General features: G+C 71.2%; 21 protein-coding genes. 14 read left to right on the forward strand and 7 right to left on the reverse strand.

Annotated elements, in window-relative coordinates; translation table 11 throughout:
- Positions 1-49 precede the first annotated feature (49 nt).
- Genes EAS64_RS35145 through EAS64_RS35155 form a run of 3 tightly spaced genes read left to right on the forward strand, consistent with a single transcriptional unit; the run spans position 50 to position 2,678 of the window.
- Positions 50-643, forward strand: a complete 594-nt coding sequence (locus tag EAS64_RS35145) for a DUF5998 family protein (RefSeq protein ID WP_187366405.1) — start codon at positions 50-52, stop codon at positions 641-643.
- Positions 643-1,803, forward strand: a complete 1,161-nt coding sequence (locus EAS64_RS35150) for an alkaline phosphatase family protein (RefSeq protein WP_145860197.1) — start codon at positions 643-645, stop codon at positions 1,801-1,803. The genes EAS64_RS35145 and EAS64_RS35150 overlap by 1 nt, the downstream gene beginning before the upstream one ends.
- Positions 1,800-2,678, forward strand: coding sequence for a sulfurtransferase (locus EAS64_RS35155; RefSeq protein WP_145860199.1), 879 nt, complete (start codon positions 1,800-1,802; stop codon positions 2,676-2,678). Before EAS64_RS35150 ends, EAS64_RS35155 begins: the two co-directional genes overlap by 4 nt.
- Here the strand turns inward: EAS64_RS35155 and EAS64_RS44125 are convergent.
- The 6 genes from EAS64_RS44125 to EAS64_RS35185 form a co-directional block, all read right to left on the reverse strand.
- Complete coding sequence (locus tag EAS64_RS44125) at positions 2,675-3,295, reverse strand: hypothetical protein (protein WP_187366406.1); 621 nt, start codon at positions 3,293-3,295, stop codon at positions 2,675-2,677. The genes EAS64_RS35155 and EAS64_RS44125 overlap by 4 nt on opposite strands.
- On the reverse strand, positions 3,288-5,342 hold the full coding sequence (locus EAS64_RS35165; protein WP_222849845.1) for a type IV secretory system conjugative DNA transfer family protein: 2,055 nt from the start codon (positions 5,340-5,342) through the stop codon (positions 3,288-3,290). Before EAS64_RS35165 ends, EAS64_RS44125 begins: the two co-directional genes overlap by 8 nt.
- A gap of 249 nt (positions 5,343-5,591) precedes the next feature.
- A complete protein-coding gene (locus tag EAS64_RS35170; protein ID WP_145860205.1) occupies positions 5,592-6,074 on the reverse strand; it encodes a hypothetical protein in 483 nt (160 codons plus the stop codon).
- 241 nt (positions 6,075-6,315) lie between these two features.
- Positions 6,316-6,789 (reverse strand): DUF1269 domain-containing protein, encoded by a 474-nt coding sequence (locus tag EAS64_RS35175; RefSeq protein ID WP_145860207.1) that lies wholly within the window; start codon positions 6,787-6,789, stop codon positions 6,316-6,318.
- A gap of 44 nt (positions 6,790-6,833) precedes the next feature.
- Positions 6,834-9,104 (reverse strand): arylsulfatase, encoded by a 2,271-nt coding sequence (locus tag EAS64_RS35180; RefSeq protein ID WP_281283365.1) that lies wholly within the window; start codon positions 9,102-9,104, stop codon positions 6,834-6,836.
- A 396-nt stretch (positions 9,105-9,500) separates the two neighbouring features.
- Entirely contained in the window at positions 9,501-10,337 is an 837-nt protein-coding gene (locus tag EAS64_RS35185; protein ID WP_145860211.1) for a hypothetical protein, read from the reverse strand.
- 167 nt (positions 10,338-10,504) lie between these two features.
- Between EAS64_RS35185 and EAS64_RS35190 the strand changes: the two genes are divergently transcribed.
- On the forward strand, positions 10,505-11,122 hold the full coding sequence (locus EAS64_RS35190) for a hypothetical protein (protein ID WP_145860213.1): 618 nt from the start codon (positions 10,505-10,507) through the stop codon (positions 11,120-11,122).
- 91 nt (positions 11,123-11,213) lie between these two features.
- On the opposite strand, the gene EAS64_RS35195 is transcribed toward EAS64_RS35190, so the two are convergent.
- Positions 11,214-12,500, reverse strand: a complete 1,287-nt coding sequence (locus tag EAS64_RS35195) for an SLC13 family permease (protein WP_145860216.1) — start codon at positions 12,498-12,500, stop codon at positions 11,214-11,216.
- Between the two features lie 309 nt (positions 12,501-12,809).
- Between EAS64_RS35195 and EAS64_RS35200 the strand changes: the two genes are divergently transcribed.
- The 10 genes from EAS64_RS35200 to EAS64_RS35240 all read left to right on the forward strand — a co-directional run bounded on the left by EAS64_RS35200 (position 12,810) and on the right by EAS64_RS35240 (position 24,252).
- Positions 12,810-15,119, forward strand: coding sequence for a xanthine dehydrogenase family protein molybdopterin-binding subunit (locus EAS64_RS35200; RefSeq protein WP_145860217.1), 2,310 nt, complete (start codon positions 12,810-12,812; stop codon positions 15,117-15,119).
- A complete protein-coding gene (locus tag EAS64_RS35205) occupies positions 15,116-15,583 on the forward strand; it encodes a (2Fe-2S)-binding protein (RefSeq protein ID WP_145860218.1) in 468 nt (155 codons plus the stop codon). The genes EAS64_RS35200 and EAS64_RS35205 overlap by 4 nt, the downstream gene beginning before the upstream one ends.
- Complete coding sequence (locus tag EAS64_RS35210) at positions 15,580-16,401, forward strand: FAD binding domain-containing protein (protein ID WP_145860220.1); 822 nt, start codon at positions 15,580-15,582, stop codon at positions 16,399-16,401. The genes EAS64_RS35205 and EAS64_RS35210 overlap by 4 nt, the downstream gene beginning before the upstream one ends.
- A 250-nt stretch (positions 16,402-16,651) precedes the next feature.
- Complete coding sequence (locus EAS64_RS35215) at positions 16,652-18,088, forward strand: hypothetical protein (RefSeq protein ID WP_222849846.1); 1,437 nt, start codon at positions 16,652-16,654, stop codon at positions 18,086-18,088.
- Positions 18,089-18,179: 91 nt separating this feature from the next.
- A complete protein-coding gene (lnt, locus tag EAS64_RS35220; RefSeq protein ID WP_187366408.1) occupies positions 18,180-19,874 on the forward strand; it encodes an apolipoprotein N-acyltransferase in 1,695 nt (564 codons plus the stop codon).
- 47 nt (positions 19,875-19,921) lie between these two features.
- Positions 19,922-20,416 carry a DUF3145 domain-containing protein gene (locus tag EAS64_RS35225; RefSeq protein ID WP_145860225.1) on the forward strand — a complete coding sequence of 165 codons (495 nt, stop codon included), beginning with the start codon at positions 19,922-19,924 and terminating at the stop codon, positions 20,414-20,416.
- 2 nt (positions 20,417-20,418) lie between these two features.
- Positions 20,419-21,498 (forward strand): oxidoreductase, encoded by a 1,080-nt coding sequence (locus EAS64_RS35230; RefSeq protein ID WP_145860227.1) that lies wholly within the window; start codon positions 20,419-20,421, stop codon positions 21,496-21,498.
- Positions 21,499-21,561: 63 nt separating this feature from the next.
- Positions 21,562-22,509 carry an ABC transporter substrate-binding protein gene (locus EAS64_RS35235; RefSeq protein ID WP_222849847.1) on the forward strand — a complete coding sequence of 316 codons (948 nt, stop codon included), beginning with the start codon at positions 21,562-21,564 and terminating at the stop codon, positions 22,507-22,509.
- A 33-nt stretch (positions 22,510-22,542) separates the two neighbouring features.
- Positions 22,543-22,665 carry a hypothetical protein gene (locus EAS64_RS46980; RefSeq protein ID WP_281283366.1) on the forward strand — a complete coding sequence of 41 codons (123 nt, stop codon included), beginning with the start codon at positions 22,543-22,545 and terminating at the stop codon, positions 22,663-22,665.
- Positions 22,666-22,800: 135 nt separating this feature from the next.
- Entirely contained in the window at positions 22,801-24,252 is a 1,452-nt protein-coding gene (locus EAS64_RS35240) for an NAD-dependent succinate-semialdehyde dehydrogenase (protein ID WP_145860231.1), read from the forward strand.
- The last annotated feature ends 120 nt before the right edge of the window (positions 24,253-24,372 follow it).

Here is a 24,372-nt window from a genome sequence, read left to right on the forward strand (position 1 = left end):
CGGTTGTCCCAAGGGTGAACCACGCCTTGAGACAAGGCAGGATGGAGCAATGACGGAAACCCGAGTCATGACCGAGGATCTGCGAGCGGCGATCGAGCGCAGTGGCTATTACCCGGGGCTGGTGACCGACGCCGTCGCCACCGCTCTCGGCCAGGAACCAGTCACCGCGTTCTTCGTGCACCATGACGCGATATTCGACCCCGGCATGGAAGTTCGCAGGCATATGACCGTGCTGGCGCTGACGCCGACGCGGCTGGTGTACTCGCACACCGACGAGCACCCAGCGGACGACCCGCAAGGCCGCCCCCGTGCGGAAACCTCCACCGAGGCGATCAGGTCGTCCCGCGTCACATCGGTCTCGCTGACCAGGGTCGTTCCCGACCCGGCGACCTACGTGGCCGGCGTGACGATGCCGTCGGAAGTGATCTTGACGATCGGCTGGAACGTGCTGTCGCACGTGGAACTCGAGCCGGCGCACTGCGGCGACGAGACCTGCGAGGCGGACCACGGGTACCTGGGGACCATTACCGCCGACGACCTGACGCTGCGGGTGAGCGAGGCCGCCGACGGTGAGGACGCAGTCCGCCAGGTGCTGCAGTTCTCCACCGCACTCAACGACGCGACAGCCCGCGCCGGGAGCTGATGACCTTGCCTGGCGAGCCCAGAACCAGCCCGATCATTCCCTCCTACGGCGAGTCAAGCCTCGCCGATCTGTCCGCCTCCCTCCTCGCCTCGCTGACAGAGAACCACGGCGCGAACGTGCTCGGCCTGCCCGAGACGGGCCGTGCCTGCCTGCTGCTCATCGACGGGCTCGGCCTCGAGCTGCTGCGCGCGCACCAGGCGGCGGCGCCGTTCCTCGCCGAGCTCGCGTTCAACTCGCGGCCACTGACCGCGGGCGCGCCGTCCACCACGGTGACCAGCCTCGGCTCGCTCGGCACCGGGCTGCCGCCGGTGACGCACGGGATGGTCGGCTATCAGGTGGCGGTGCCCGGCACGGGGCGGCTGCTCAACGGCCTGCGCTGGCCGCAGGACATCGACCCCGTCGGCTGGCAGCCGCTGCCGACGATCTTCGAACGGGCGAAGTCCGCCGGGATCGCCGCCATCAACGTGTCGCCGCGCGCCTACCGGGACAGCGGACTGACCAGGGCGGCGCTGCGCGGCGCCGACTACCGCCCGGCCGACTCGCTCGGCGCGCTCGCCGCGATCGCGGGTGCCGCGCTCGGCGAGGCCGACCGCACGCTGGTGCTCGCCTACCACGGCGACCTCGACTCGACCGGCCACCTGTACGGGGTGTCCTCGCCCGCGTGGGCCAACCAGCTCGCGCACGTGGACAAGCTGGCGGAGCAGATCGCCTCGAGCCTGCCGTACGGCTCGGTGCTCTACGTGACGGCCGACCACGGCATGGTGGACGTCGGTGCCGACGACAGGATCGACGCCGACGAAGACGGCTCGCGGCTGCGCGACGGCGTGGCGCTGCTCGGCGGCGAGGCCAGGCTGCGGCACGTGTACGCGCAGCCGGGCGCCGCCGACGACGTGCTCGCCACCTGGCACGAGGTGCTCGGCGAGCGCGCCTGGGTGCTGTCGCGCGAGGAGGCCATCAAGGACGGCTGGTTCGGGCCTGTCGGCACCGAGATCAGCGACGCCATGGCCGCCCGCATCGGCGACGTGGTCGCCGCCAGCACTGGCAGCTGGGGTGTCGTGGCGACGAAGGCGGAGCCGCTCGAGGCCTCGCTTGTCGGCATGCACGGCTCGCTGACCGCCGCCGAGCAGCTGGTCCCGTTGCTCACCTTCGGCGCCCGGTGACCGAGGCCAGCGCAAGCCCGCTGATCGAGCCAGGTGAACTCGCCGCGCTGCTCGCATCCCACGATCCGCCCGCGCTGCTCGACGTGCGGTGGCGGCTCGGCGGCCCGCCGGGACGCGAGCTGTACCGGGTGGGACACCTGCCCGGTGCGGTGTTCACCGACCTGGACCGCGACCTGGCCGCACCGCCCGGAGCCGGCGGCAGGCATCCGGTGCCCGCCGCCGCCGACTTCCAGTCGGCCATGCGCCGGGTCGGGGTGTTCGACGGTCGCGCGGTCATCGTGTACGACGACGCGGACTCGACCGCGGCCGCCCGCGCCTGGTGGCTGCTGCGCTACTTCGGTCATCCGCTGGTTCGCGTCCTCGACGGCGGTTTCCGTGCCTGGGCTGCCGCCGGCCGCCCCGTCGCGTCCGGAGATTCCCCGGGCGATGCGGCGGCCGAGCCAGGCGACTTCAGCGCCCGCCCCGGCCACGAGAAACTGCTCGACGCGCAGGCCGCCGCCGTGCTAGCCGGTACCGGTGTCCTGCTCGACGCCAGGGCGGGCGAACGCTACCGGGGCGAGGCGGAGCCGGTCGACCCGGTAGCGGGCCACATTCCGGGCGCGCTCAGCGCGCCGACCGCGGAAAACGTCCGCCCCGACGGCACCTTCAGGTCCGCGGCCGAACTCGCGGACCGCTTCGCCGCCCTCGGCGCGACCGCGGGGGGTCCTGTCGCGGCCTACTGCGGCTCCGGCGTCACGGCCGCCCACGAGGTGCTGGCGCTCACGCTGGCCGGCATCCCCGCCGCCCTGTACGCGGGCTCCTGGTCCGAGTGGATCACCGACCCGTCGCGCCCCGTCGCCACCGGCCCGCAACCGGGAAACGAGCACTCGGGCTAGCCGCGCAGCCGGGCGGCGACCAGCCAGGTCAGTGCCCCGGCGAGTACGCCCGCCGTCCCCGGGCTCCACCCGGCGGCGAGGAACGACACCGTGCCAGCCGCCGCGGCCACGGCTGCCCGCACCGCCAGGCCCCAGCCGAGCCCGCTCGCGGCGAGGCTTGCGGCGCGCTCCGCCATCCCGGGTCGCCGCCCGCTCCCGGGTCGCCGCCCGCTCCCGGGTCGCCGGCCGCTGCCGAGTCGCCGGCCGGTCCCGAGACGTCGTCGGGTCTCAAGTCGCGGGCCGGTCTCCGGCCGTCGGCCATCCCGTAGCCGCCCTCGCAGACCCGTCGCCGGGCGACCGCGCCGTCCCCGGTGCCGACCCGGCAGGCGCGCGGATCCCGCGGCCGCGGCGTCGCCGAGGTCCGCGAGCGCCTCGCCGCGCCCGTCTGACGTCCGGAGCGTCACGTAGGCCGCCGCCGCGGCGCCGAACCGGGCAGGGTCACCGCCGTCTTCCCGGTCCGGGTGCGTCGCCGCCGCGATCCGCCGCCACGCCGCGCGGACGTCGTCGTCCGACAGGCCGGCCCGCGCGGGCAGCCCGAGCAGCGCGAACGGGTCGTCGCGGCCGCCGGTCTCAGCCACGCCGCGCACCGAACGCCTCGTCGAGCACCTCGCTCACGTCGGGCAGCGGTGGACCGGGCGGCGGCGCCCCCGGCCGCCCGCGACCGCCCGCCACGGGAACGGTCCGGGAAACAGACCCCGCCACAGCGTGAAGCGGCTCGGTCGGCGCCTCGCCGCCAAGCCCGCCAAGCCCGCGAAGCCCGTCAGGCCCGTCAGGCCCGTCAGGGAACGCCGCGCCTGCCGCGGCGGCCGCACTGCCCGGCACCCGGTCCGCGCCCCCGGCACCGCCAGCGGCGGCACCGCGCCCGATCGCCGCCTGCCGCCCGGTCAGCCGCTTGATCTGCAGGAACGTCACCCCGTTGCGGTACACGTAACACACCTGTCCGACCTCGAGCCGCCGCACCAGGTCCCCGTCGAGCACCGGCGCGGTCCCGGCATGGGACAGCCCCTCGTCGTCCCACGGCCCCGCCCCTGCCATCCGTCGCGACGTGTCCACCGAGGGCCGGTTTCCGGCCAGTTCCGCCACTGGCGAGGGCCGTGGCGTGCGCAGCAGCCAGATGCCGCCCTCGGCGGTCGCCGCGACCCGCCACCGCTCGTCGTCGCTCCCGGCGAGGCCCTCCCACGACTGCGCCGATACCTGGACCGCGAGCCCGAGCGACCGCGCCCGCTCGTACAGCCGCCAGATCGGCAACCGCCGCGCGACCGCGGAGAACTCATCCACGCACAGCAGGATCTCCCGGTCACCGCGCAGCGCGTGGAACGCGAGCAGGTCGGTGAGCGCCCGCGCCTGCGCCTCGGCGACCGCGACCTCCGCGGTGCCCTCGAGCACGCAGTACCAGGCGTCGGCGTCGGCGAACGAGCCGCCCGCACCGAGTCCGGTACTGTCGAGTCCCGCGCCGAGCCGCCGCCACAGCGCGCGGAACCGCAGCCGCACGTCTTCCAGCGCCCTCTTGCCGGAACGGATGACGCTGACCGCCTCCGCGTCACCGCTCATCGCATAGCCGACGGCCAGCCAGTCGGCGTCCAGCCTGGTGAGAAAGTCGGCCGAGCTGACCGGCGGACCGCACGGCGCGTACACGGCGAGTTCGACGAGCGCCTCCATCACGTCGGTGTAGAAGGCGGCGCCGCCCGTGCCGTGCTCGATCAGGTCGAGCAGCGTGGTGACCAGCCGGTCAGGCGGCAGCGCCCACAGCGACAGCGTGGCCTCGTCCGGCCAGATCGCGGTCGAGCGCGCGCCCGCGTCGCGCAGTACCCGGCGGGTCCTGTCGGCCACCTTGCGGGAGGACGCGCCGCCCTTGCAGTCGAGCACGACGAGCAGCGGCCGCCGTCCGGACCCGGCGGCGTACCGGCGCAGCCCGGCCGCCATGAACCCGGCCCACAACCGCAGCAGCAGCGTTGTCTTGCCTGTCCCTGTCGATCCGATGACCACCTGGTGCGCGCGCAGCCGTTCGTAAGGGATCGCGGCGGAACGGCCCGCCCGGTGCCGCAGGCTGCGGATGGCCGCCCCCACTACCACGTGCCCGGACCTGGAGAGCAGTGGCAGCGAACCCGGCGCGGCGATGAGCGCCTGGGCGGTGCGCACCTGATGCCGCCACTGCCGCGCGTCGAACGCGGCGGGGCTCTCCGGGGTGAGGCCGCCGGCGCCGGTGCGCATGCGGAACCTCCGGTACGCCCAGCAGGCGCCGCCCGCGACGATGCCGAGCGGCACCGCGGGCGCCGCGACCGCGACCGCCGCGGCGACCGGGTGCCCGTGCGCCAGCAGCTGCCACATCGCGGCCCAGGCCCGGTACGGCGCGGCGACCAGCCGAAACCACCAGGCGCCCGCGCCGGCACCGTGCGCCGCGCGCGCTCCGGCGGGCCAGGCGGCGATCGCACCCAGCCACGCGAGCACCATCGGCAGGCACCAGGCCGCCGCCGCGAACACCCGCCGCGGCGGCCACCCGCGCCACCACGCGTACCAGAACGCCAGGCACGCGACCAGCGTCACCGGCGCGAGCGCCGCGGCGAGCCCGACGACCATACAGAGCCTGATCATCAAGCCGAACCCGCGCCACAGCGCGGCCCGCACCGGACGGTGAGGATACCGGGCGGGCCGCCGGGACATCACGTCACCGGCCGAGCGGGCGGATGATGGCTACGCGCCGCGCATGACACCTGGCCTGCCTCGCCCGTCCGCTCGTCATGGCAGCTCCCGGCGCTCCCGCTGCGTCGTTTGCGCTTACTTCACCACACCCCCGCCCGCGGCGGCGTGATTCCTCCCTTACGGTCTGCTTACGCCATCCGTGCCGCGTCCTAAAGGCCCCGGAGCTCTGCGAGGTTACCCGGCGCTGTCGCTGTCCTGGGCGGCTGCTTGCGCTTCCTGAAGGGCCTCGTCGGAGACGGGATGAGATTCTGCTGCGCCGCCCAGTTCGACAAGCTTGTCCCTCACCACGGTGGCTTCTTCCACGGGAGCCAGCACACCGACCGCGGCTTTGCCGCCTTGCAGCTCTTCGCCTATGCGCTCGCGGTCGACCTTGCTGAGTCCGAGATTCTTGTGGTGCAGGGCGCCTGCCAGGCCGCCGCCGAGCAGGCCGGCGGCTAGCCCGACCGGAGTGACCAACGCGACGGCCGCGCCGATGCCGGCCCCCTTGCCCATGCTGCGTTTGCCGACTTTGTCCGTCTTGAGCTCGCCCTTGTCGTTGAGGGCCAGGACACCGATGGCATCCTTCTTCGTTATGCCCGACTCCTTCAATGACGCGGCCGCGATGTCGGCGGATGCTTCATCGTTGAAGATCGCCAAGACCACCATGTTGTTCGCCATGAATTGCTCCTCTTTGGGTAGCCAGCGCGTCGGAGCGCACTGGGCACTGGGTTGAAGACCGAGGTGCAGGTCCGTACGCGCAGACTGCGGCTGATTAAACGCCCTGGCATCCTCCCGCCGGGGTGAACCAGCCTGGACGCCCGGCTCGCCGGGTCGTGCGCGCCGCGGACAGCATGGCCCTCCATCCGCCGTCAGGAGCCGCCTTCCGCCATCTTCTGCTGCGCGTCGGCGATCGCGCCTTTCAGGGCCTGCACGTGGTGGCCTTCTGCCTCGCTGCCTCGCCGACGACTTTCTGGATGGCGCGGGTCACGCCGGGCTCGACCTTGGCGGCCGCCGAGTGCGGGTAGGCGACGATGAGGCCGGCGCCGCCGACCGGGATGGTGGCCCCGGCCTGCTCCTCCAGTTTGCTGGCGGTCCTGTGGTGCAGCAGTTTGCCGGCGCCGGCGCCGATCACCGCGCCGACCGCGGTCGCGGCTAGCAGTGGCAGGGCGAACAGCCCGACCGCGAACCCGATGGCGCCTAGGCCCGCGGCGCTCTCGCGGACCATGTGGTCGGCCTGCTCCACCGAGAGGTTGCCTTTGAGGTCTTTGCTGACGACCACCGCGCCGTGCAGGTAGCCGCCGCTTGCCAGGACCGCCTCGTAGTCGTCCCGGGCGGCGTCGGCGGACAGGTAGCCGCCGATCAGCACGTCGGTCGTTTCGTCATCGAATTTCATCGGTCCCTCCTCCAGGGCGGGCTTGTGTTATTGCGTGTCGCACACTATTGCGCTAGCGCGTGCGCGGCGCGGCCGTGGTGGGCGGCTGCGTGCAGCGCTTCCTCGTCTTGGGCCGCCGGATGCGGCTTGACGTCGAAGGTGACCTTCTTGATGGTGCCGGTGAAGGCGAACGGCTTCTTGTCCGCATAGCTCAGGTCGACGACCCCGCCGTTGTCGCGGCCGATGTCCATGCCCGCGTAGGCGGAAAAGCGGATCGGGACGGTGTGGTCCATGCGGCCCTTGCCGACGGTCCTGTCGTTGATGTACAGGGTGACCTCCCCGCCGGTGGCGGGCGTGGGCGCATCGGCGGCGAACTCCATCCGCACGGTCACCTCCCCGGACGGCAGCGGTTCGTCGGCTTGCTGGCGGTAGATGAACACGCCCATCATCGAGTAGGTGTGGGTGAGCTTGCCGTCGGCGACCCACAGAGAGAACCCGCCCAGGTGGTCGGCCTCGGCCACGATCACGCCCTCGGCCCCCTCGGCCGGGACGAGCAGCTCCGCGCTGATCGTGTAGGAGTGGTTGTAGATCCGCGGGATCATCCCGGACATGATGTTCTGGACATCGCCCCGGTACTCCACCGGGGCGGCATCGGGTATGGGAGGGAGGATGCCGAAGAAGGCGGACAAGGTCGCGAGCAGGGGGAGCGCCTTGTACTTCTCGGCCTCGGCCCAGAACAGCTCCCTCAGCTCGGCCACTTTGCCGGGGTGATCGGCAGCGAGGTCCTTGGCCTGGGTGAAGTCGTCGGGCAGGTAGTACAGCTCGGCCGGGTCGGCGTCGGGGTCCCACACCCCGGGCGCGTACGGCCGCAGCGCGTCGGGTGTGATCACCCACGGGATGCGCTTGGTCTTCACGGCCAGCCACCAGCCGTCCTTGTACATAGCGCGGTTGCCCATGGTCTCGAAGTACTGCTGAGTATGGCGTTCCGGCGCGGCCGCGTCGGTCAGCGAGTCCGCGAAGGTCACCCCGTGGAGGGGCTCTTGCCCGATCCCGTCGACGTGAGAGGGGGCGGGGATCCCGGCGATGTCGAGGATCGTCGGCCCGACGTCGATGGCGTGGGTGAAGTGCGAGCGCAGCGCGCCGCCTTCGGTGATCCGGGCCGGCCAGTGGATGACCATCGGGTTGCGGGTCCCGCCCAGGCGCGAGCCGACCTGCTTGCCCCACTGGAACGGGGTGTTGCCGGCCCACGCCCATGCGGCGGAGTAGTGCGGGTCCATCATCTGGCCGCCCCAGGCGCCGATGCCGCCGTAGCGCTCGGCGAGCTGGAGCTGCATCTCGTCGGTGAGCGGGATGCCGTTCTGCATCGTCATCTCGTTGAACGAGCCGGTGATGGTGCCCTCCATGCTGGCGCCGTTATCCCCCCAGATCCAGATGATCAGCGTGTCATCCAGCTCGCCGAGCTCGTCGATGGCGTCGATGACCCGGCCGACGTTGTAGTCGGCGTTCTCGGAGTACCCGGCGTAGACCTCCATCTGGCGGGCGTAGTAGGCCTTGAGCTTGCCCGGGACCGAATCCCAGGCGGGGAACGCCGCGTCCCGCGGTGTCAGCTCCGCGTCTGCGGGGATGACGCCCAGCTCCTTCTGCCGGGCGAAGGTCTCCTCGCGCAGACGGTCCCAGCCCTGGTCGAACTTGCCCCGGTACTTATCCGCCCATTGCGGGGCCACGTGGTGCGGGGCGTGGCTGCACCCGGTGGAGAAGTAGACGAAGAACGGCTTGCGGGCGTCCTGCCCTCGGACTCCGTGCAGCCACTCGACGGTCTTATCGGCCATGGCATCGGGCAGGTAGTACGGGTTGTCCTTGTCGTAGAAGGCCGCCGGGGTGCCGATGATCTTCTGGTTCTCGGCCAGGCAGGGGTCCCACTGCCCCGCGTCACCGCCCAGGAAGCCGTAGAAATAGTCGAAACCCCACCCGTTCGGCCACCGCTCGAACGGCCCGGCCGGCCCCTGCTGCCCATCGGGGGTCAGATGCCACTTGCCGAAGGCCGCGGTGCTGTACCCGTTCTCCGCCAGTGTCCGCGGCCACGGCGTGCAATCCCGCGGAACCGTCGCCGTGTAGCCGGGGAAGCCGCTGGAGAATTCGCCGACCGAGCCGAAACCGACCGTATGGTTGTTCCGCCCAGTCAGCAAAGCCGCACGCGTCGGGGAGCACAGTGCGGTGACGTGGAACCGGTTATAGTGCAACCCCGCCTCGGCCATCCGCGTGTAGTTCGGGGTGTTGATGGGACCGCCGAACGTGCTCGGGTTACCGAAGCCGGCGTCGTCGATGAGCACCAGCAAGACATTCGGCGCCCCCTTCGGAGGCTCGGGGTGCCCGATCAGGTCCCGTCGGGCACCGACCCCGTCAGCGTCCTGTTGGCCACCCCCTGAAACGGCGGCCGGCGTATCGGAAGCCTTGCACGGTCAAGATCGCTCATCGTTTCCCCAGTTCCGTTCGGCACCTGCTGGCGCGTCTTAGCTGGACGTACGCCACCCGTAAGCGGCCATCGTGATGACGAGCATGTCCCTGAGCATGACTAGGTTCGCCCATGGTGGCCCGAACGGCATCACCGTCGCAGGGTGATCCCATCTCGCCGATACGGGGCTAGCGTCACGGGCGAAGAGGGCATGGAGGCCGGCGCGGCCAGGTAATGAGGACGATCAACCAGACCCGGAAGGAGGGATGAGATGTTCGGATCACGCAGAGTCGCCCGGCGGACCGGGCGGCGCACCGCCCGCCGCGTCTCCCGCCGCCGCATGTAGAAGCGCAGGCCCGGTCCCGGCCAGCAGCGCGCCCGCGGGCAGGTCGCGGACCTCGACCCGCGCCGCGAGCGGCCCGAGCGTCTCCCGTGCACGCAGCACGGTGCCGAGCGCGGCGGGGGAGCACAGGTAAAGCGCCCGCGCGTGCCGCGGCGCCCGTCCGGGCACCGCGACTTCCGCGGCCGGGCAGCCGTAGTCCCCCGTCCTGGTCAGGATCTCCCGCATGATCGAGGCCGTCCGCGCCACGGTCTTCGCGGAAAGCTCCGCCTCAACCGCCCAGCACTCGCCGGCCCAGCCGACCGGCGAGCCGGCGGGCGCGCCGTCCGGCCAGTGCACCTCCGCGTCCGGCAGGTGCTGCCGCATGCCGATCCGGTGCCGTGACCTGATCCGCCGCTCGCAGCGCCAGAACGCGCCCGCGTCGCGGTAGCCGCGGGTCGACTCGAGCGCGATCCGCGCCGCCGCGACCGCGCGGATGTGCGCGAGACGCGAAAGCGCGGGCCTGGCCGGCGAGTAAGAAAGGCCGCAGGCGGCGAGTCCCGCCTTGGTCGCCCACAGCCAGGCGGCCCCGGGACCGAGCCTGGCGCTTTCCACGTAGCCGAGCGACCGCCACCGTGCGGCCGCCGCCCGCGCCGACCGTGAGTCCCCGGTCAGCGCGGCGAGCTGGTCGAGCTGCACGCCGTACATGTCCGCGGCGAAGATCAGCGCGCCGGCGTCCCTGACAGCGAGCCCGCGCCCGGCAAAGTGCGTCGTTTCCCGGCCGGAAGAAATTGTCATTGTCACCCGCAAGCGTGTCGGTGATTAATGGCGGGACCTTGGTCCCCTGAGGCGGTGCCTTTCCGCCATGCCCGGCCGGGGGTGCACGGCGGATCCTATGAATGTAAGGAAATCCGGAAAGGCCAAGCCTAAGCAAGGCGAGGCAGGAATTCAGGGAGATGTTCCAAATGCGCCGCACTTCTTTCGACAAGCTTCTCGGATGGATTGGCACCGGCCTCGGCGTGGTGCTGCTGGCCGCCGGCGGCCTGCTGCTTTGGGGTTCCGCCTACGTGCACAACACCGTTCAGGGTCAGCTGGCCGCCCAGCAGATCACGTTCCCGCCGGCCGCCGCGTTCGCGCACCCCAAGGCGGGCACCGAGATCACCCCGAGCATGATCCCGAGCGTCAGCCAGTACGCGGGCCAGCAGCTGGTCACCGGGCAGCAGGCCGAGGCGTACGCCGACGGCTTCATCGCGGTGCACATCGCGAACATGACCGGCGGGCAGACCTACGCGCAGCTGTCGGGCAAGGCGCTGGCGCAGCCGAACAACACCCAGCTCCAGGCGCAGGTGGCCACCGTGTTCAAGGGCGAGACGCTGCGGTCCATGCTGCTGAACGCTTACGGCTGGTGGAAGGTCTCGCAGATCACCTACATCATCGCCCTGGCCGCCTTCGGCCTCGGCACCGTCTCCTTCCTCGCCGGGATCTTCGGCTTCGCCAGGATCGGCCGCGACAAGAAGGTCGCCGCCGGCCAGGTCGGCCCGGCCATCGAGCAGATCAACGAGGCAGGTCACCCCGCCGCCTGAGCGACCCGCTCGCACGACAGGGAAAAGTAAAAAAGAAGAACGCGCCAGCCGCCCGCCGGGACCGAACCCGGCGGGCGGTTCGCGTTACCGGCTACACCTGGAGTCCCAGCCAGAGCGCGACCACGCTGAGCGCGAGGCTGGGCAGCACGGTCGCCACTCCGAGCCTGGTGAACTCGCCGAGCGGCGCGTCCGTGTCGTACCCCTGCAGCACCCGCCGCCAGAGCAGCGTGGCGAGCGAGCCGGTGTAGGTCAGGTTGGGCCCGATGTTGACGCCGATCAGCACCGCGAGCACCGCGCCCGCGCCGGACGGCGCGGCGATCGGCAGCAGCACGAGCACCGCGGGCAGGTTGTTCACCACCGCGGCGAGCACCGCCGCGAGCCCGGCCACCGCGAGCAGCGCGGGCAGCGACGTCCCTGACACCACCGCCGGCCGCAGCGCTGAGCCGAGCCCGTTGTCCACCACCGCGGTCACGATCACCCCGAGGGCGAGCACGAACAGCAGGAACGGCACGTCGGCGCTGCGCGCGATGGTGACGGGCGTCGTCTCGCGCCTGGCGAGCGCCCGGACCGCGAGCAGCGCCGCGCCGCCGAGCGCCGCCCAGGCCGGGTTCGCACCCGCCGCCGACGCGACGACGAACCCGCCGAGCGTCAGCGCGACGACGACCAGGGAAAACACCGGCACGTCCGGCCGCTCGCCAGCATCGCGACCGCCAGCGCCGCCCCCGTCCGGCGCTGCCGCCAGGTCACCGCCGAAGAACCGGCCGATCACCGCGTACTCCACGCCGATCGCCGCCAGCCAGGGCAGCGCCATCAGCGCGGCGAAGCCCGCGAAGGACAGCCCGCTCACCGTGAACGCGAGCAGGTTCGTCAGGTTCGACACGGGAAGCAGCAGCGACGCGGAGTTCGCCAGGTGCCCGCAGGCGTACGCGTGCGGCCGGGCCCGCACCCGCAGCCGGTCGGCGGCGATCAGCACCACCGGGGTGAGCAGCACGACGGTGGCGTCGAGCGACAGCACCGCGGTGATCGCGGAGGCGACGAGGAACACCCGGGCGAACAACGACCGCGCCGTGCTGCCGCCGCGCACTCCGGCGGACGGGCCTCGACCGCTCAGCCACGTGCCCAGATACCGGAACAGCCCGTCGTCGTCGCACAGCTGGGCGAGCACGAGGACGCAGCCGAGAAAGCCGACAACCGGCGCGAGCCGCCGCGCCTCGGCGAGCGCCGCGGATCGGGTCACCGCGCCGATGGCGATGACGAGCCCGGCCGCGGGCACCGCCGCGGCGGCCTCCGGCCAGCCGCGCGGCCGCCGCACCGCCCACGCGAGGACCACTGCGAGCGCCGCGGCCGACACGAGGCCGGCGCTGACAGAGGAGTGCATCCGGTCCATTGTCCTGTATCACGGCGACGTCCGGCCGCCGGGCCTCGCCGGGGTAAAGGGAAATGCGGCGCGGGAAGTGTCAGCAGAACCCGTTCGGGATATCGATTGTGTGCTTATCGAGCGGCGCGGAAAAGATTGCTTAGAAGTCCCATTGTGACTACTGGGAAGTCCGCATGTGACTACCAAAACAGGCCCGCTACCTCGTGCTATGGCCACAATGGCGGGCGAGTAACGTTGCGTAACCCGGGCTAGAAGAGCCTCACCCGCAAGGTGTAGGTTCGCGTGCATGGCCGTATCAGCGGAGGTTTCATGAGTATTTTGGGCACGCGGGTGATCCGTACGGAGGACCCGCGGCTTCTTACCTCGGGCGGCGTCTACGTTGACGACTTGCGCGAACCTGAACTCGCTGGGGCGGTGCGCGCAACTTTCGTGCGGTCGACGGTGGCGCACGCCCTCATCACTGGCATCGACACCTCCGCCGCGCTGGCTGCGCCCGGGGTGGTCGCGGTGCTCACCGTGGCGGACATGACCGACCTGCCCGCGCCGCCCCCGCCTGAGCCGGTGCCCGACGACGCGCCGCCGCCCGAGGGCCCGGCGCCGCTCGGCGGCGTCTGGCAGGAGCCGCTGTTCGCCGTGGACCGGGTGCGGTTCGTCGGCGAGCCTGTCGCGCTCGTGCTCACCGATTCCAACTACGCGGGCGAGGACGTCGCCGAGCTGGTCAGCGTGGACTACGAGCCGCTGCCCGCGGTGCCGTCGATCGCGGCCGCGCTGCGGGACGAGTCGCTGCTCTTCCCCGACGCCGGCACCAACGTGGTCGTCCGGGGCGCCCGCCCCATCGGCGACGACTCGATCTTCGACGGCTGCGAGGTCATCGTCGAGGGCGACGTGGTCAACCAGCGCGTCGCCTGCCTGCCGATGGAGGGCAGGGCCACCGCCGCGGTGTGGAAGGACGGGAAGCTCACCGTCTGGACCTCCACCCAGAACGCCCAGCTTTCCCGGCTGATCCTGACCGCGATCGGGCTGCCGCCGGACGCGATCCGGGTGGTCGCGCCCGACGTCGGCGGCGGGTTCGGCGCCAAGATCGGCGTCGACAGGGAGCAGATCATCATCGCCTGGGCCGCCAAGCACACCGGCAGGCCGGTTCGCTGGGTGGAGACCCGCAACGAGAACCTGATGGCCATGACGCAGGGCCGCGCCCAGGAACACCACATCAAGATCGGCGGCGACCGCGAGGGCCACATCAAGGCCTACCGGCTCGACGTCGTGCAGGACTCAGGCGCCTACTCCCGCATGGGCGGCTTCCTGCCGATGCTCACCAACCTGATGGCGCCCGGCGTGTACGACATCCCGAAGGTCGAGGCCAACTACAAGGCGGTCGTCACCAACGGCACGCCGATCGCCGCCTACCGCGGCGCCGGTCGGCCCGAGGCGGCGGCGACCATCGAGCGCGTCGTGGACTGGTACGCCGCCGAGGCAGGGCTCGACCCCGTGGCGGTGCGCAAGCTCAACTTCATCAAGAAGGAGCAGTTCCCGTTCGTCACCAAGACGGGCGCGCCGTACGACACCGGCGACTACGAGGCCGCGCTCGACAAGGTGCTCGCGGCCGCGGACTACGAGGTGCTCCGCGGCGAGCAGAAACGCCGCCGCGACGCCGGCGAGACCAGGCTGCTCGGCATCGGCCTCGCCTCCTACGTGGAGATCACCGCCGCCGACGCTGGGGCGGGGGAGACCGCCAAGGTGGAGGTGCACGACGACGGCACCGCCACCGTGTACACCGGCTCGTCCGCGCACGGCCAGGGCCACCACACCGCCTACGCGATGCTCGTGACGGAAGAGCTCGGCATCCCGATGGACAAGATCGAGGTCATCCACGGTGACACCGACCTGATCCCGGACGGTGTCGGCACCTACGCCTCGCGCTCGCTGCAGCTCGGCGGCTCCGCCGTGCAGAAGGCCGCGATCGAGGTCAAGGAGGAGGCGGGCAAGAAGGCCGCCGAGCTCTTCGAGGCCGCCGAGGACGACGTGGAGCTCGACACCGAGGCCGGCGTGTGGCGCATCAAGGGCGACCCGGACAAGTCGCTGTCCTGGTCGCAGGTGGCCTCCGCCGCCGAGCAGGGCCTGATCGTCGCCAACGTGCGGTTTACCGCCGACCGGCCGACGTTCCCGTTCGGCTCGCAGCTGTCGCTCGTCGAGGTCGACGTGGAGACCGGCAAGGTCACCCTGCTGCGGCACGTCACCGCGGACGACGCGGGCCCGGTGCTCAACCCGATCCTGATGGAGGGCCAGCGGCACGGCGGCATCGCGCAGGGCGCCGCGCAGGCGCTTGTCGAGGAGATCCTTTACGACGAGGACGGCAACCCGCTGACCGCCACGCTGATGGACTACGGCGCGATCACCGCCGCCGAGCTGCCCAGCTTCGAGCTGCTCACCAGCGAGACGCCGACCCCGGTGAACCCGCTCGGCGTGAAGGGCATCGGCGAGGCGGGCACGATCGGCGCGACCCCGGCCGTGCACAACGCGGTCATCGACGCCGTGTCGCACCTCGGCGTCCGGCACATCGACATGCCGATGACCCCGGAACGTGTTTGGACCGCTATTCAGAAGGCGAGCTCGAAGTGAAGGTCTCCCTGACCGTCAACGGCAAGGACGTCACCGCGGACGTCGAGGACCGCACCCTGCTCGTGCACTTCCTGCGCGACACCGCCGACCTCACCGCGACCAACATCGGCTGCGAAACGACGTCCTGCGGCGCCTGCACGGTGCTGCTCGACGGCGAGTCGGTCAAGTCGTGCACCGTGCTCGCCGCCCAGGCGGACGGGCGCGCGGTGACCACGCTCGAGGGTCTCGCGTCGGAATCCGGCGAGATGCACCCGGTGCAGCGGGCGTTCCACAACGAGCACGGGCTCCAGTGCGGCTACTGCACGCCGGGCATGGTCATGGCGATCGTGTCACTGCTCAAGGAGAACCCGTCGCCGACCGAGGCCGAGGTCCGCACCGGCCTCGAGGGCAACATCTGCCGGTGCACCGGCTACCACAACATCGTGAAGGCGGCCCTGGCGGCGGCCTCGGAGGGCGCCAAGTGATACCTCCCGCGTTCACCTACGTCAGGGCCAACTCGGTCGACGAGGCCGTCGGCCTCGCGGCCGAGCACGGCGAGGACGCCAAGTACCTGGCGGGCGGCCAGTCGCTGCTGCCGCTGATGAAGCTGCGGTTCGCCGCGCCGACGGTGCTTATCGACCTCGGCCGGGTCAGCGAGCTCTCCTACATCCGCGACGAGGGCAACCACGTGGCGATCGGGGCGCTCACCAGGCACCACGACGTCGCGACGTCGGCGCTGCTGCTGTCCGACATCCCGCTGCTTGCGCACACGGCCGAGGCCGTCGGCGACCCGCAGATCAGGCACCGCGGCACGATCGGCGGCTCGGTCGCGCACGCCGACGCAGCCGCCGACCTGCCGGCCGCGCTGCTCGCGCTCGACGCGACGTTCGTCATCCGCGGCGCGGACGGCGAGCGCTCGGTGCCGGCGGCGGAGTTCTTCCGCGGCATCTTCGAGACCGCGATCGAGCCGGGCGAACTGCTCACCGAGATCCAGGTGCCCAAGCCGGCCGCGCCCGCCGCGTGGTCGTTCCAGAAGTTCAACAAGCGGGCGATCGACTTCGCGATCGTCGGCGTGGCCGTGCAGGGCAGCGCTGTCGCGCTGATCAACATGGGCTCGACCCCGCTGCGGGCGACCGCGGTGGAGTCCGCGCTCGCCTCCGGCGCCTCGGCCGCCGACGCGGCCGCGCTGGCCGCCGAGGGCACCAACGCGGGCTCCGACATTCACGCGTCAAGGGAATACCGCGAGCACCTGGCGCGGGTTCTGGTCCGCCGCGCCCTGGAGGAGTCCTCCGCGAGGGCGTAACGACCGCACCGTGGCGGGGGAGCGGAGGCATGCGGCGCCTCCGCTCCCCCGTCCGGTGTCTTCGCTAGCTGGTCTTCACCGGCCGGTCTTCCCCGACTGGCCGCTGCGCGCCCGGCAGCGTCGTCCGCCGTCCGCGGGGCAATATTCACCTTCATTTAACAACGCCATCGCATGACGTTCCCGGCCCGCGCCTAGCGTGGGAGCCCGGGCCGAGCGCAAAGTCTCCGCCCGCGGCCGGGAGATGAGCACGATGAGGCGGCTGGGGTTTTCGCTGGCGGCGGCGTGCCTGGCGACCGCGATGTCGGTCGCCGGTACGGGCGCCGCGCGGGCCGCGGCGGCGGTACCGGTCACCTCAGGCACGCACTCCTCGGGCCGGGTGACCGTGCGCGTGGACGTCTCCGGTCCGGCGATCGGCCAGGTCGGCCAGCACTTCATCGGGCTGTCCGTCGAGTCGGGCGCGCTGCGCACCAGGGCTCCCCAGCTCAAGAACACCGGCAATCTCGCCAGGCTGCTCGCCAACCTGGGGGCCGGCGTCCTGCGGTTCGGCGGCGATACGGCCGACGACGAGTCCTTCGCGGGTACCTCAGCCGCCACGCTCAGGGGCCTAGCCAGCCTGGTGCGCGCGGCCGGCTGGTCGGTCCTGTACACAGAGAACCTCGGGCACTTCAAGGCGGCGCGGGTCCGCGCCGACGCCAAGGCGGTCCGCCGCGCGCTCGGCGGCAACCTGTTCGCGTTCGCCTGCGGCAACGAGCCCGACCAGTACGTGCCGATCGGCCTGCGCCCGCCCAGCTGGACCGTGGGCGACTACCTGGCCCAGGTGAACGCCTGTTACCAGGCCATCCGCTCAATCGCGCCGCAGGCGCCGCTCGCGGGTCCGGACGCCGACTACCACAGGACCTTGCTCGCGTCCTACGCCAGGCGGGACGCGAGCACCATCGACTGGTACGGCGCGCACTACTATCCGCTCGGCTGCCGCGGGCTCCGTGCCGGCACCACCGCCTCCGCCGCTACGTCCATGCTGTCGGCCACGACGGCCGAGGCCGAGGCCGCCAGGTTCGACATCTACGCCGGGATGGCGGCGATCGCCGGGCACCCGCTCGTGCTGACCGAGACGAGCAGCGCCTGCCGTGGCGGCATACCGGACGTCAGCGATTCCTTCGCCTCGGCCCTGTGGGTCATCGACTACCTGCTCACCGGCGCCGAGCACGGCGTGCACGCGATGAATATCGCGACCGGGCTCTCCGCCGCTTGCGCCACCTACACGGTGCTGTGCCTGCACGGGGACAACGAGTACTTCGCCCAGCCGGTCTACTACGGCCTGCTGCTGACCAGGATGCTCGGCACCGGCAGGCTCGTGCCGGTCAGCATCGTCCAGGCGTGGCACCAGCACATCACGGCCTTCGCGCTGCGCAGCGGCGGCCGCCTGCGGCTATTGGTGGAGAACCTGGACAGCGCGGCGGCGGCGGTCACGCTCCACGTCGGCAGCTACCGCGGCACCGCGACGGCCGACCGGCTGCGGGCACCGTCCCTGCTCGCCAGATCGGGGGTGACCATCCAGGAGCGGCGGGTCTCTGCTGACGGCTCCTTCTCGCCGGGCAGGCCGGACACCGTCACATGCGCCGCCGCCGGCTGCCGGCTGACCCTGCCCGGCTACTCGGCGGCCCTGGTCAAGGTCCCGGTCGGCTAGCCCCGTCGGCCAGCCCAGCCGGCCAGCCCAGCCGGCCAGCCCAGCCGCGAGTCCCGTTGTTGACGCGATGTTCGACAATGAAGGGGTGAGGTTGCGTGGCAAGCTCCTGCGCCCGTTCCGGTACCCGGCGCGACGGCTGGCGTTCCTCGCGGGCGGGGTGCCCGCGGTGCTGGTCTTCCCCGGCCCGTCGCTGTGGTATCTCGCCTGGTTCGCGCTCGTGCCCGCGATGGCGCTGTTCACCGGGGCCGGCACGACGCGCGAGGCGATCGCGCGCGGCTGGTGGTTCGGCGCCGGCTACCTGATCGCCATCCTGCAGTGGATGACGCCGGAGATCGGCCCCGGCGTGGTGCTGATCGGCGGGATCTTCGGCTGCATGTATTCGCCGTTCGCCGTCGCCGTCAGCCGCCTGCTGCGGCCCGCGGTCACCCTGCCGCGGCTGCTCGCCGCGCTCGCGGTCGTCCCCGCCACCTGGCTGATACCGGAATGGATCAGGTCGTATCAGGGCCTCGGCGGTCCCTGGGGCCTCTACGGCGCGTCGCAGTGGCAGCACCCCGCGGTGCTCGCGCTGGCCGGCGTCGGCGGCGTCTGGCTGGTCAGCGTGGCGCTCCTGCTCGCGAACACCGGCCTGACGCTGATACTCGGCGCGTTCCGGCCGGACCTGCTCGCCCCGGGGGCGGGGACGGCTGCGCGGGCCCCGGCTGGCAGGCGTGTCGCGCTCGCCGCCGCCGGCGCCGCCACCTTTGCCGCTGCGGCCATCTCCGGGCCGCTCGCCTTCGCCCTGACGCCGCCGTTCCCCGCGGTCCGCCAGGTCTCGGTCGCCCTGGTGCAGCCGGGCATCGTGCACGACCCGGCCAGGCGGGTCGACGCGTCGGAGACGCTCACCAGGCAATTCACCGCGGGCAAGGCGCTGGCGAAGGACCACCCCGGGCTGATCGTCTGGGGTGAGTCGAGCGTCGCCTACGACCTCGCTGTCAGCCCCGGGCTGCTCGCCGGCATCGAGAACCTGTCGCGGCAGGCGGGCGCGGAGATCCTGACCAGCCAGGACTCCACCCTGCCAGGACCTGACGGCGGCCAGGAGAAGGTCGCCGTGCTCGTCAGCCCGTCCGGCATCCAGGGCCGCTACGTGAAGACCAGGCTCGTGCCGTTCGGCGAGTACATACCGTTCAGGCAGCAGCTCGGCTGGCTCACCCGGGTAAGCAAGGCCGCGTCGTCGAACATGATCCCTGGCTCGGGCGCGCGCATGCTCACCGTGACGGGCCAGGCGGTCGGCGCGCCGCTTGAGGTGGGGGTGCTCATCTGCTTCGAGTCCGCCTTCCCCGACATGTCCCGGGTGGAGACCGCCCAGGGCGCACAGCTCATCGTGTACCAGTCGTCAACCTCCACGTTCCAGGGCACCTGGGGACCTGACCAGCACGCGAGCCTGGCCGCGATCCGCGCGGCGGAGACCGGGCGGCCGGTGGTGCAGGCCGCGCTGACCGGGGACTCGGCGGCCTTCGATGCCCGCGGCCGGCTGCTGTCCTGGCTCGGCCAGGACAGCAGGGGAGTCGTCACGGTCACCCTCGCCCTGCCCGCGGCCTCGGCGCGGACCTTCTACGACCAGGCAGGCGACTATGTGATGTGGTCGGGCGTCGCCACCACCGCGTTTGCCGCGCTGGTCATGCTGCTACGCCGGCGATACTTTCCAGTCAATAGCACTGGTGCCCCCGGCGGTCGTACGGCAGAATATGAGGCGAATACCGGAGATCGGCGTGCGTCAGCGAGCGCTCGGCGGGCCAACCGGGCGTGATGAGGTCGCAGGGGAAGGCGAACCTCGTCTTACGCAGGGAGGCACCGGTGTCGGTTTACGGCGTTCTGCAGGTCCATTCGGCGCCCCCCGCGCTGTGCCCGCACATCGAGTGGGCAGTGGCGGGGACCGTCGGATCGGCCGTCAACATGCCCTGGGTCAGCCAGCCCGCTGCCCCAGGGTCTCTTCGTGCTGAGCTCACGTGGAAGGGCAAGCCCGGCATGGCCGGCGCCATCACCTCCGCGCTGGCCGGCTGGAACAGGCTGCGCTTCGAGGTGACCGAGGAAGCGTCACCCGGCTGCGACGCCATGCGCTACTGCTATACCCCCAACCTCGGGCTGTTCTCCGCGACCACCAGCGCGAACGGCGACATCCTGGTGCCGGAGAACAAGCTGCGGGCCGCGCTCGCCCTCGGCGCCAACGGCACGGCGATCCTGGAAAAGGAGCTGGACCGGCTGCTCGGCGGCGCCTGGGACAATGAGCTCGAGCCGTTCCGCCGGGCAGGCGACGGCGCCCCGGTCCGCTGGCTGAACGCCACCGGCTGACGATGAGCGGCTTCACCACTTCCGACATTCCCCACCTTTCCGGCCAGACGGCCATCGTCACCGGCGCGAGCAGCGGCATCGGCCTGGAGACCGCGAAGGCGCTCGCCGCCCGCGGCGCCCGGGTGATTCTCGCGGTCCGCGACCTCGACAGGGGCCGCCGGGCCGCTGTCCAGGTCCAGGGTCAGGGGTCCGGGCCAGGGACGACCGAGGTCCGCCTGCTCGACCTCGCCAGCCTGGAGTCGGTGCGCGCGTTCGCGGCCGGCTGGTCGGGCCCTGTCGACCTGCTGATCAACAACGCGGGCGTCATGATCCCGCCGCTGTCCCGCACCGCCGACGGCTTCGAGCTGCAGTTCGGCACCAATCACCTCGGGCATTTCGCCCTCACCAACCTGCTGCTGCCCAGCATCGGCGGCCGGGGTCGCGTCGTGACGGTCTCCTCGAACGCGCACAAGGGCGGCAGCATCGACTTCAACGACCTCAACTGGGAGCGCAAGCGGTACCGAGCGTGGCGCGCCTACAGCCAGTCCAAGCTGGCAAACCTGCTGTTCACCGCGGAATTGCAGCGCAGGCTCACCGAGGCGGGCTCGACGGTGCTTTCCGTGGCGGCGCACCCCGGCTACGCGGCGACCAACCTCCAGTCGGGCAGCGGCAGCGCGATCACCCGCTTCGCCATGGAGAAGCTCGGCAACCGGCTGCTCGCGCAGGACGCGCGCGGCGGCGCCCTGCCGACCCTCTACGTGGCCACGGCCGCCGTGCCCGGCAACACGTTCGCCGGCCCGTCCGGCTTCGCCGGCCTGCGCGGCGCCCCCGCGCCCTGCTCTCGCTCGAAGGCCGCGAGCGACCCGGAGGCCGCTCGCAGGCTCTGGGATGTCTCCGAGCAAATGACCGGCATACGTTTCCCTGACATTCAGCCACGCTTAAGGTCCGGTAACCGCCTGGGTGCGCTGGGTAGCGCTGCGCTTAGTACCCAATCGTTTGCATTACGGCTTTATGTCTATGCCTGCCAAATCTCCCGCGACCGCGCGCCGACGTCATTAGCATCGGTCGCTGTGCCCGGCTGCGGTTTTTACGGGCATCTATAACAGAATCAGGCTGCATCGCACGGAGTGATTATGAGAATTCAGAACGCATGCCGGGCGTCTATCGTGGCGGCAGCGTCGCTGGTCACACTGGCAGGATGTTCGGCGTCGTCGGGCGGGGCCAGCGGGGGCAGCCTTGAAAAGACGGACATCGTCGTCGATGCATTTCCCGCGATTGATTCCGCGGGCCTGTTCATCGCGGAGCAGCGCGGGCTGTTCAAGGCGCAGGGCCTCAATGTCACCATCAAACTGGCCGCGACAAGCCAGACGGCCATCGACGGCCAGCTCAAGGGGCAATTCGACATCACGTCTGCCGACTACGTAACCTACGTTGACAATGTGCTGCTCGACAAGGCGCCGCTGCGCATCATCGCCGAGTCGTCGTTCCTGCAGCCCAACGTGCTGACCCTGCTCGCCAAGCCGGGGTCAAAGGTCCAATCGGTCAGGCAGCTCAAGAACAAGACCGTCTCCGTCAACGCGCCGAACGACATCGGCACCCTGCTCGTCGACTCGCTGCTCACCGACAACGGCGTGCCGCTCAGCTTGGTGAAGTTCAACAACAACGTCGACTTCCCGCACGTGCCGCAGAACCTCTTGACCGGGAAGGTGGACGCCGCCTTCGCGCCCGAGCCCTTCGTCAGCCTGTTCTCGATGAATGTCGGCACCCAGGAGCTTGCCGACCTCGACCAGGGCGGCACGACCGACTTCCCCATCCAGGGCGTCGCTGTTACCCAGAAGTGGGCGCAGGACAACCCGCACTCCCTCGCCGCCTTCGAGCGTGCCTACGCCCAAGGGCAGGAGATCGCCGACACCGAGCGCACCGCGGTCGAGTCGGCGCTGAAGAAGTTCCTCGGCATGCGGCCGCTCGCCGCGGCGCTCGTCTCGCTGCCCAGCTTTCCCGTCGGCGTGAACCCGGTCCGGCTGCAGCGCCTGGTGGACGCCATGGTCAGGTTCGGCCTGCTCAAGCAGAAGTACAGCGGCTTCAAGATCAAGTCCATCATCGACGGCGGCTGAGCCGGGGCCTGTTATGTTGTCTCACTGTGACTAGTGAGACAAATCGGATACCCGAGTACCGGCGGCTGGGGCCGCTCTGGACCGCACTCCATGGCCGACTTCACCGAGCTGCAGTGGGTCACCACCCGGGAGGGCACCGGCGGCTATCCCATGTAGTGGGTGTCCCGGTCTGTCCCGGGTCTGCCCCGGCTGCACGCCCGTGATGATCCGAACGTACGGTTGGTGTCAGCGGCCGCCCCGCGTACGCTCATCCGGAGTGGCCAACACGGTACCAACGCCTGGAGTAACTGCATGACTATCACTGAGCTCACCGGCATCGACGTCCCGACGGGGCTGCTCATCGGGGGGGAGTGGGGCAAGGGTCGCGGTACGTTCCGTGTGCTTGACCCGGCGACAGAGGAACCGCTCGCCGAGGTCGCCGACGGCTCGGTGAACGACGGGCTCGACGCGGTGACCGCCGCCCAGGCGGCCCTTCCTGGCTGGGCCGCGACCCCGCCGCGCAAGCGCGCGGAGATCCTCCGCAAGGCCTACGAGCTGATGTCGGCGCGCAGCGAGCAGTTCGCCAGGCTGATGTCGGCGGAGAACGGCAAGTCGCTGCGCGACGCGCGCGGCGAGGCAGCCTACGCGGCCGAGTTCTTCCGCTGGTACGCCGAGGAGGCGGTGCGCATCGAGGGCACCCTGATGCGCTCGCCGTCCGGCGCCAACCGCATTCTCACGCTGCACCAGCCGATCGGCGTGTCGCTGCTCATCACGCCGTGGAACTTCCCCGCCGCGATGGCCACCCGCAAGATCGGCCCCGCGCTCGCCGCCGGCTGCACGGTCGTGCTCAAGCCCGCCGCGGAGACGCCGCTGACCGCGCTCGCGCTCGCCGCGCTGCTGAGCGAGGCGGGGGTGCCCGACGGCGTGGTCAACGTGGTGACCACCACCACATCCGGTCCGGTCTGCGCCGCGATGATCGACGACCCCCGGGTGCGGAAGCTGTCCTTCACTGGCTCCACCGAGGTGGGGCGCATCCTGCTCGCCCAAGCGGCCAAGTCCATCGTCAGCTGCTCGATGGAGCTCGGCGGCAACGCGCCGTTCATCATCTTCGAGGACGCGGACATCCCCGCCGCCGTCGAGGGCGCGCTGATCGCGAAGATGCGCAACGGCGGCGAGGCGTGCACCGCCGCCAACCGCTTCTACGTGCATGAGGCGGTCGCCGCCGAGTTCACCGCGGCCTTCGCGGCCCGGCTGAAGGCCATGGTGGTCGGCCCCGGCCTCGACGAGGCGACCGAGGTCGGCCCGCTCGTCAACGAGGACACCAGGTCTAAGGTGTCCGACCTGGTGGACGGCGCGACCGAGTCGGGCGCGGCGCTCGTCACCGGCGGCCGCGCGCCGGAGCGGCGCGGCTACTACTACGAGCCGACCCTGCTAGACGGCGTGCCCGCCGACGCGGCGATCCTGTCCACCGAGATCTTCGGCCCTGTCGCGCCCGTGGTGCGGTTCACCGATGAGGCCGAGGCGATCCGCTGGGCCAACGCGACCGAGTTCGGGCTCGTCTCCTACGTCTTCACCCAGGACCTGCGGCGCGGGCTGCGGGTGTCCGAGGCGCTGGACGCGGGCATGGTAGGGCTGAACCGTGGCCTCGTCTCCGACCCGGCCGCGCCGTTTGGCGGCACCAAGCAGTCGGGACTCGGCCGCGAGGGCGCCCACGAGGGGCTGCTCGAGTACACCGAGACGAAGTACATCGCCACCGACTGGTAACGCCGGCTCGATGCACTTTAGTCAGTTTTTATATGCCCTATTTTACCATTGGGACTATCAGAAGCTCGTCATATGAGCCTGAGAACATGCAGGTCAAACCGGTATTTCAAGGTGCGAGAC

The organism is Trebonia kvetii (genome assembly GCF_007827045.1).
Classification (GTDB): domain Bacteria; phylum Actinomycetota; class Actinomycetes; order Streptosporangiales; family Streptosporangiaceae; genus Trebonia; species Trebonia kvetii.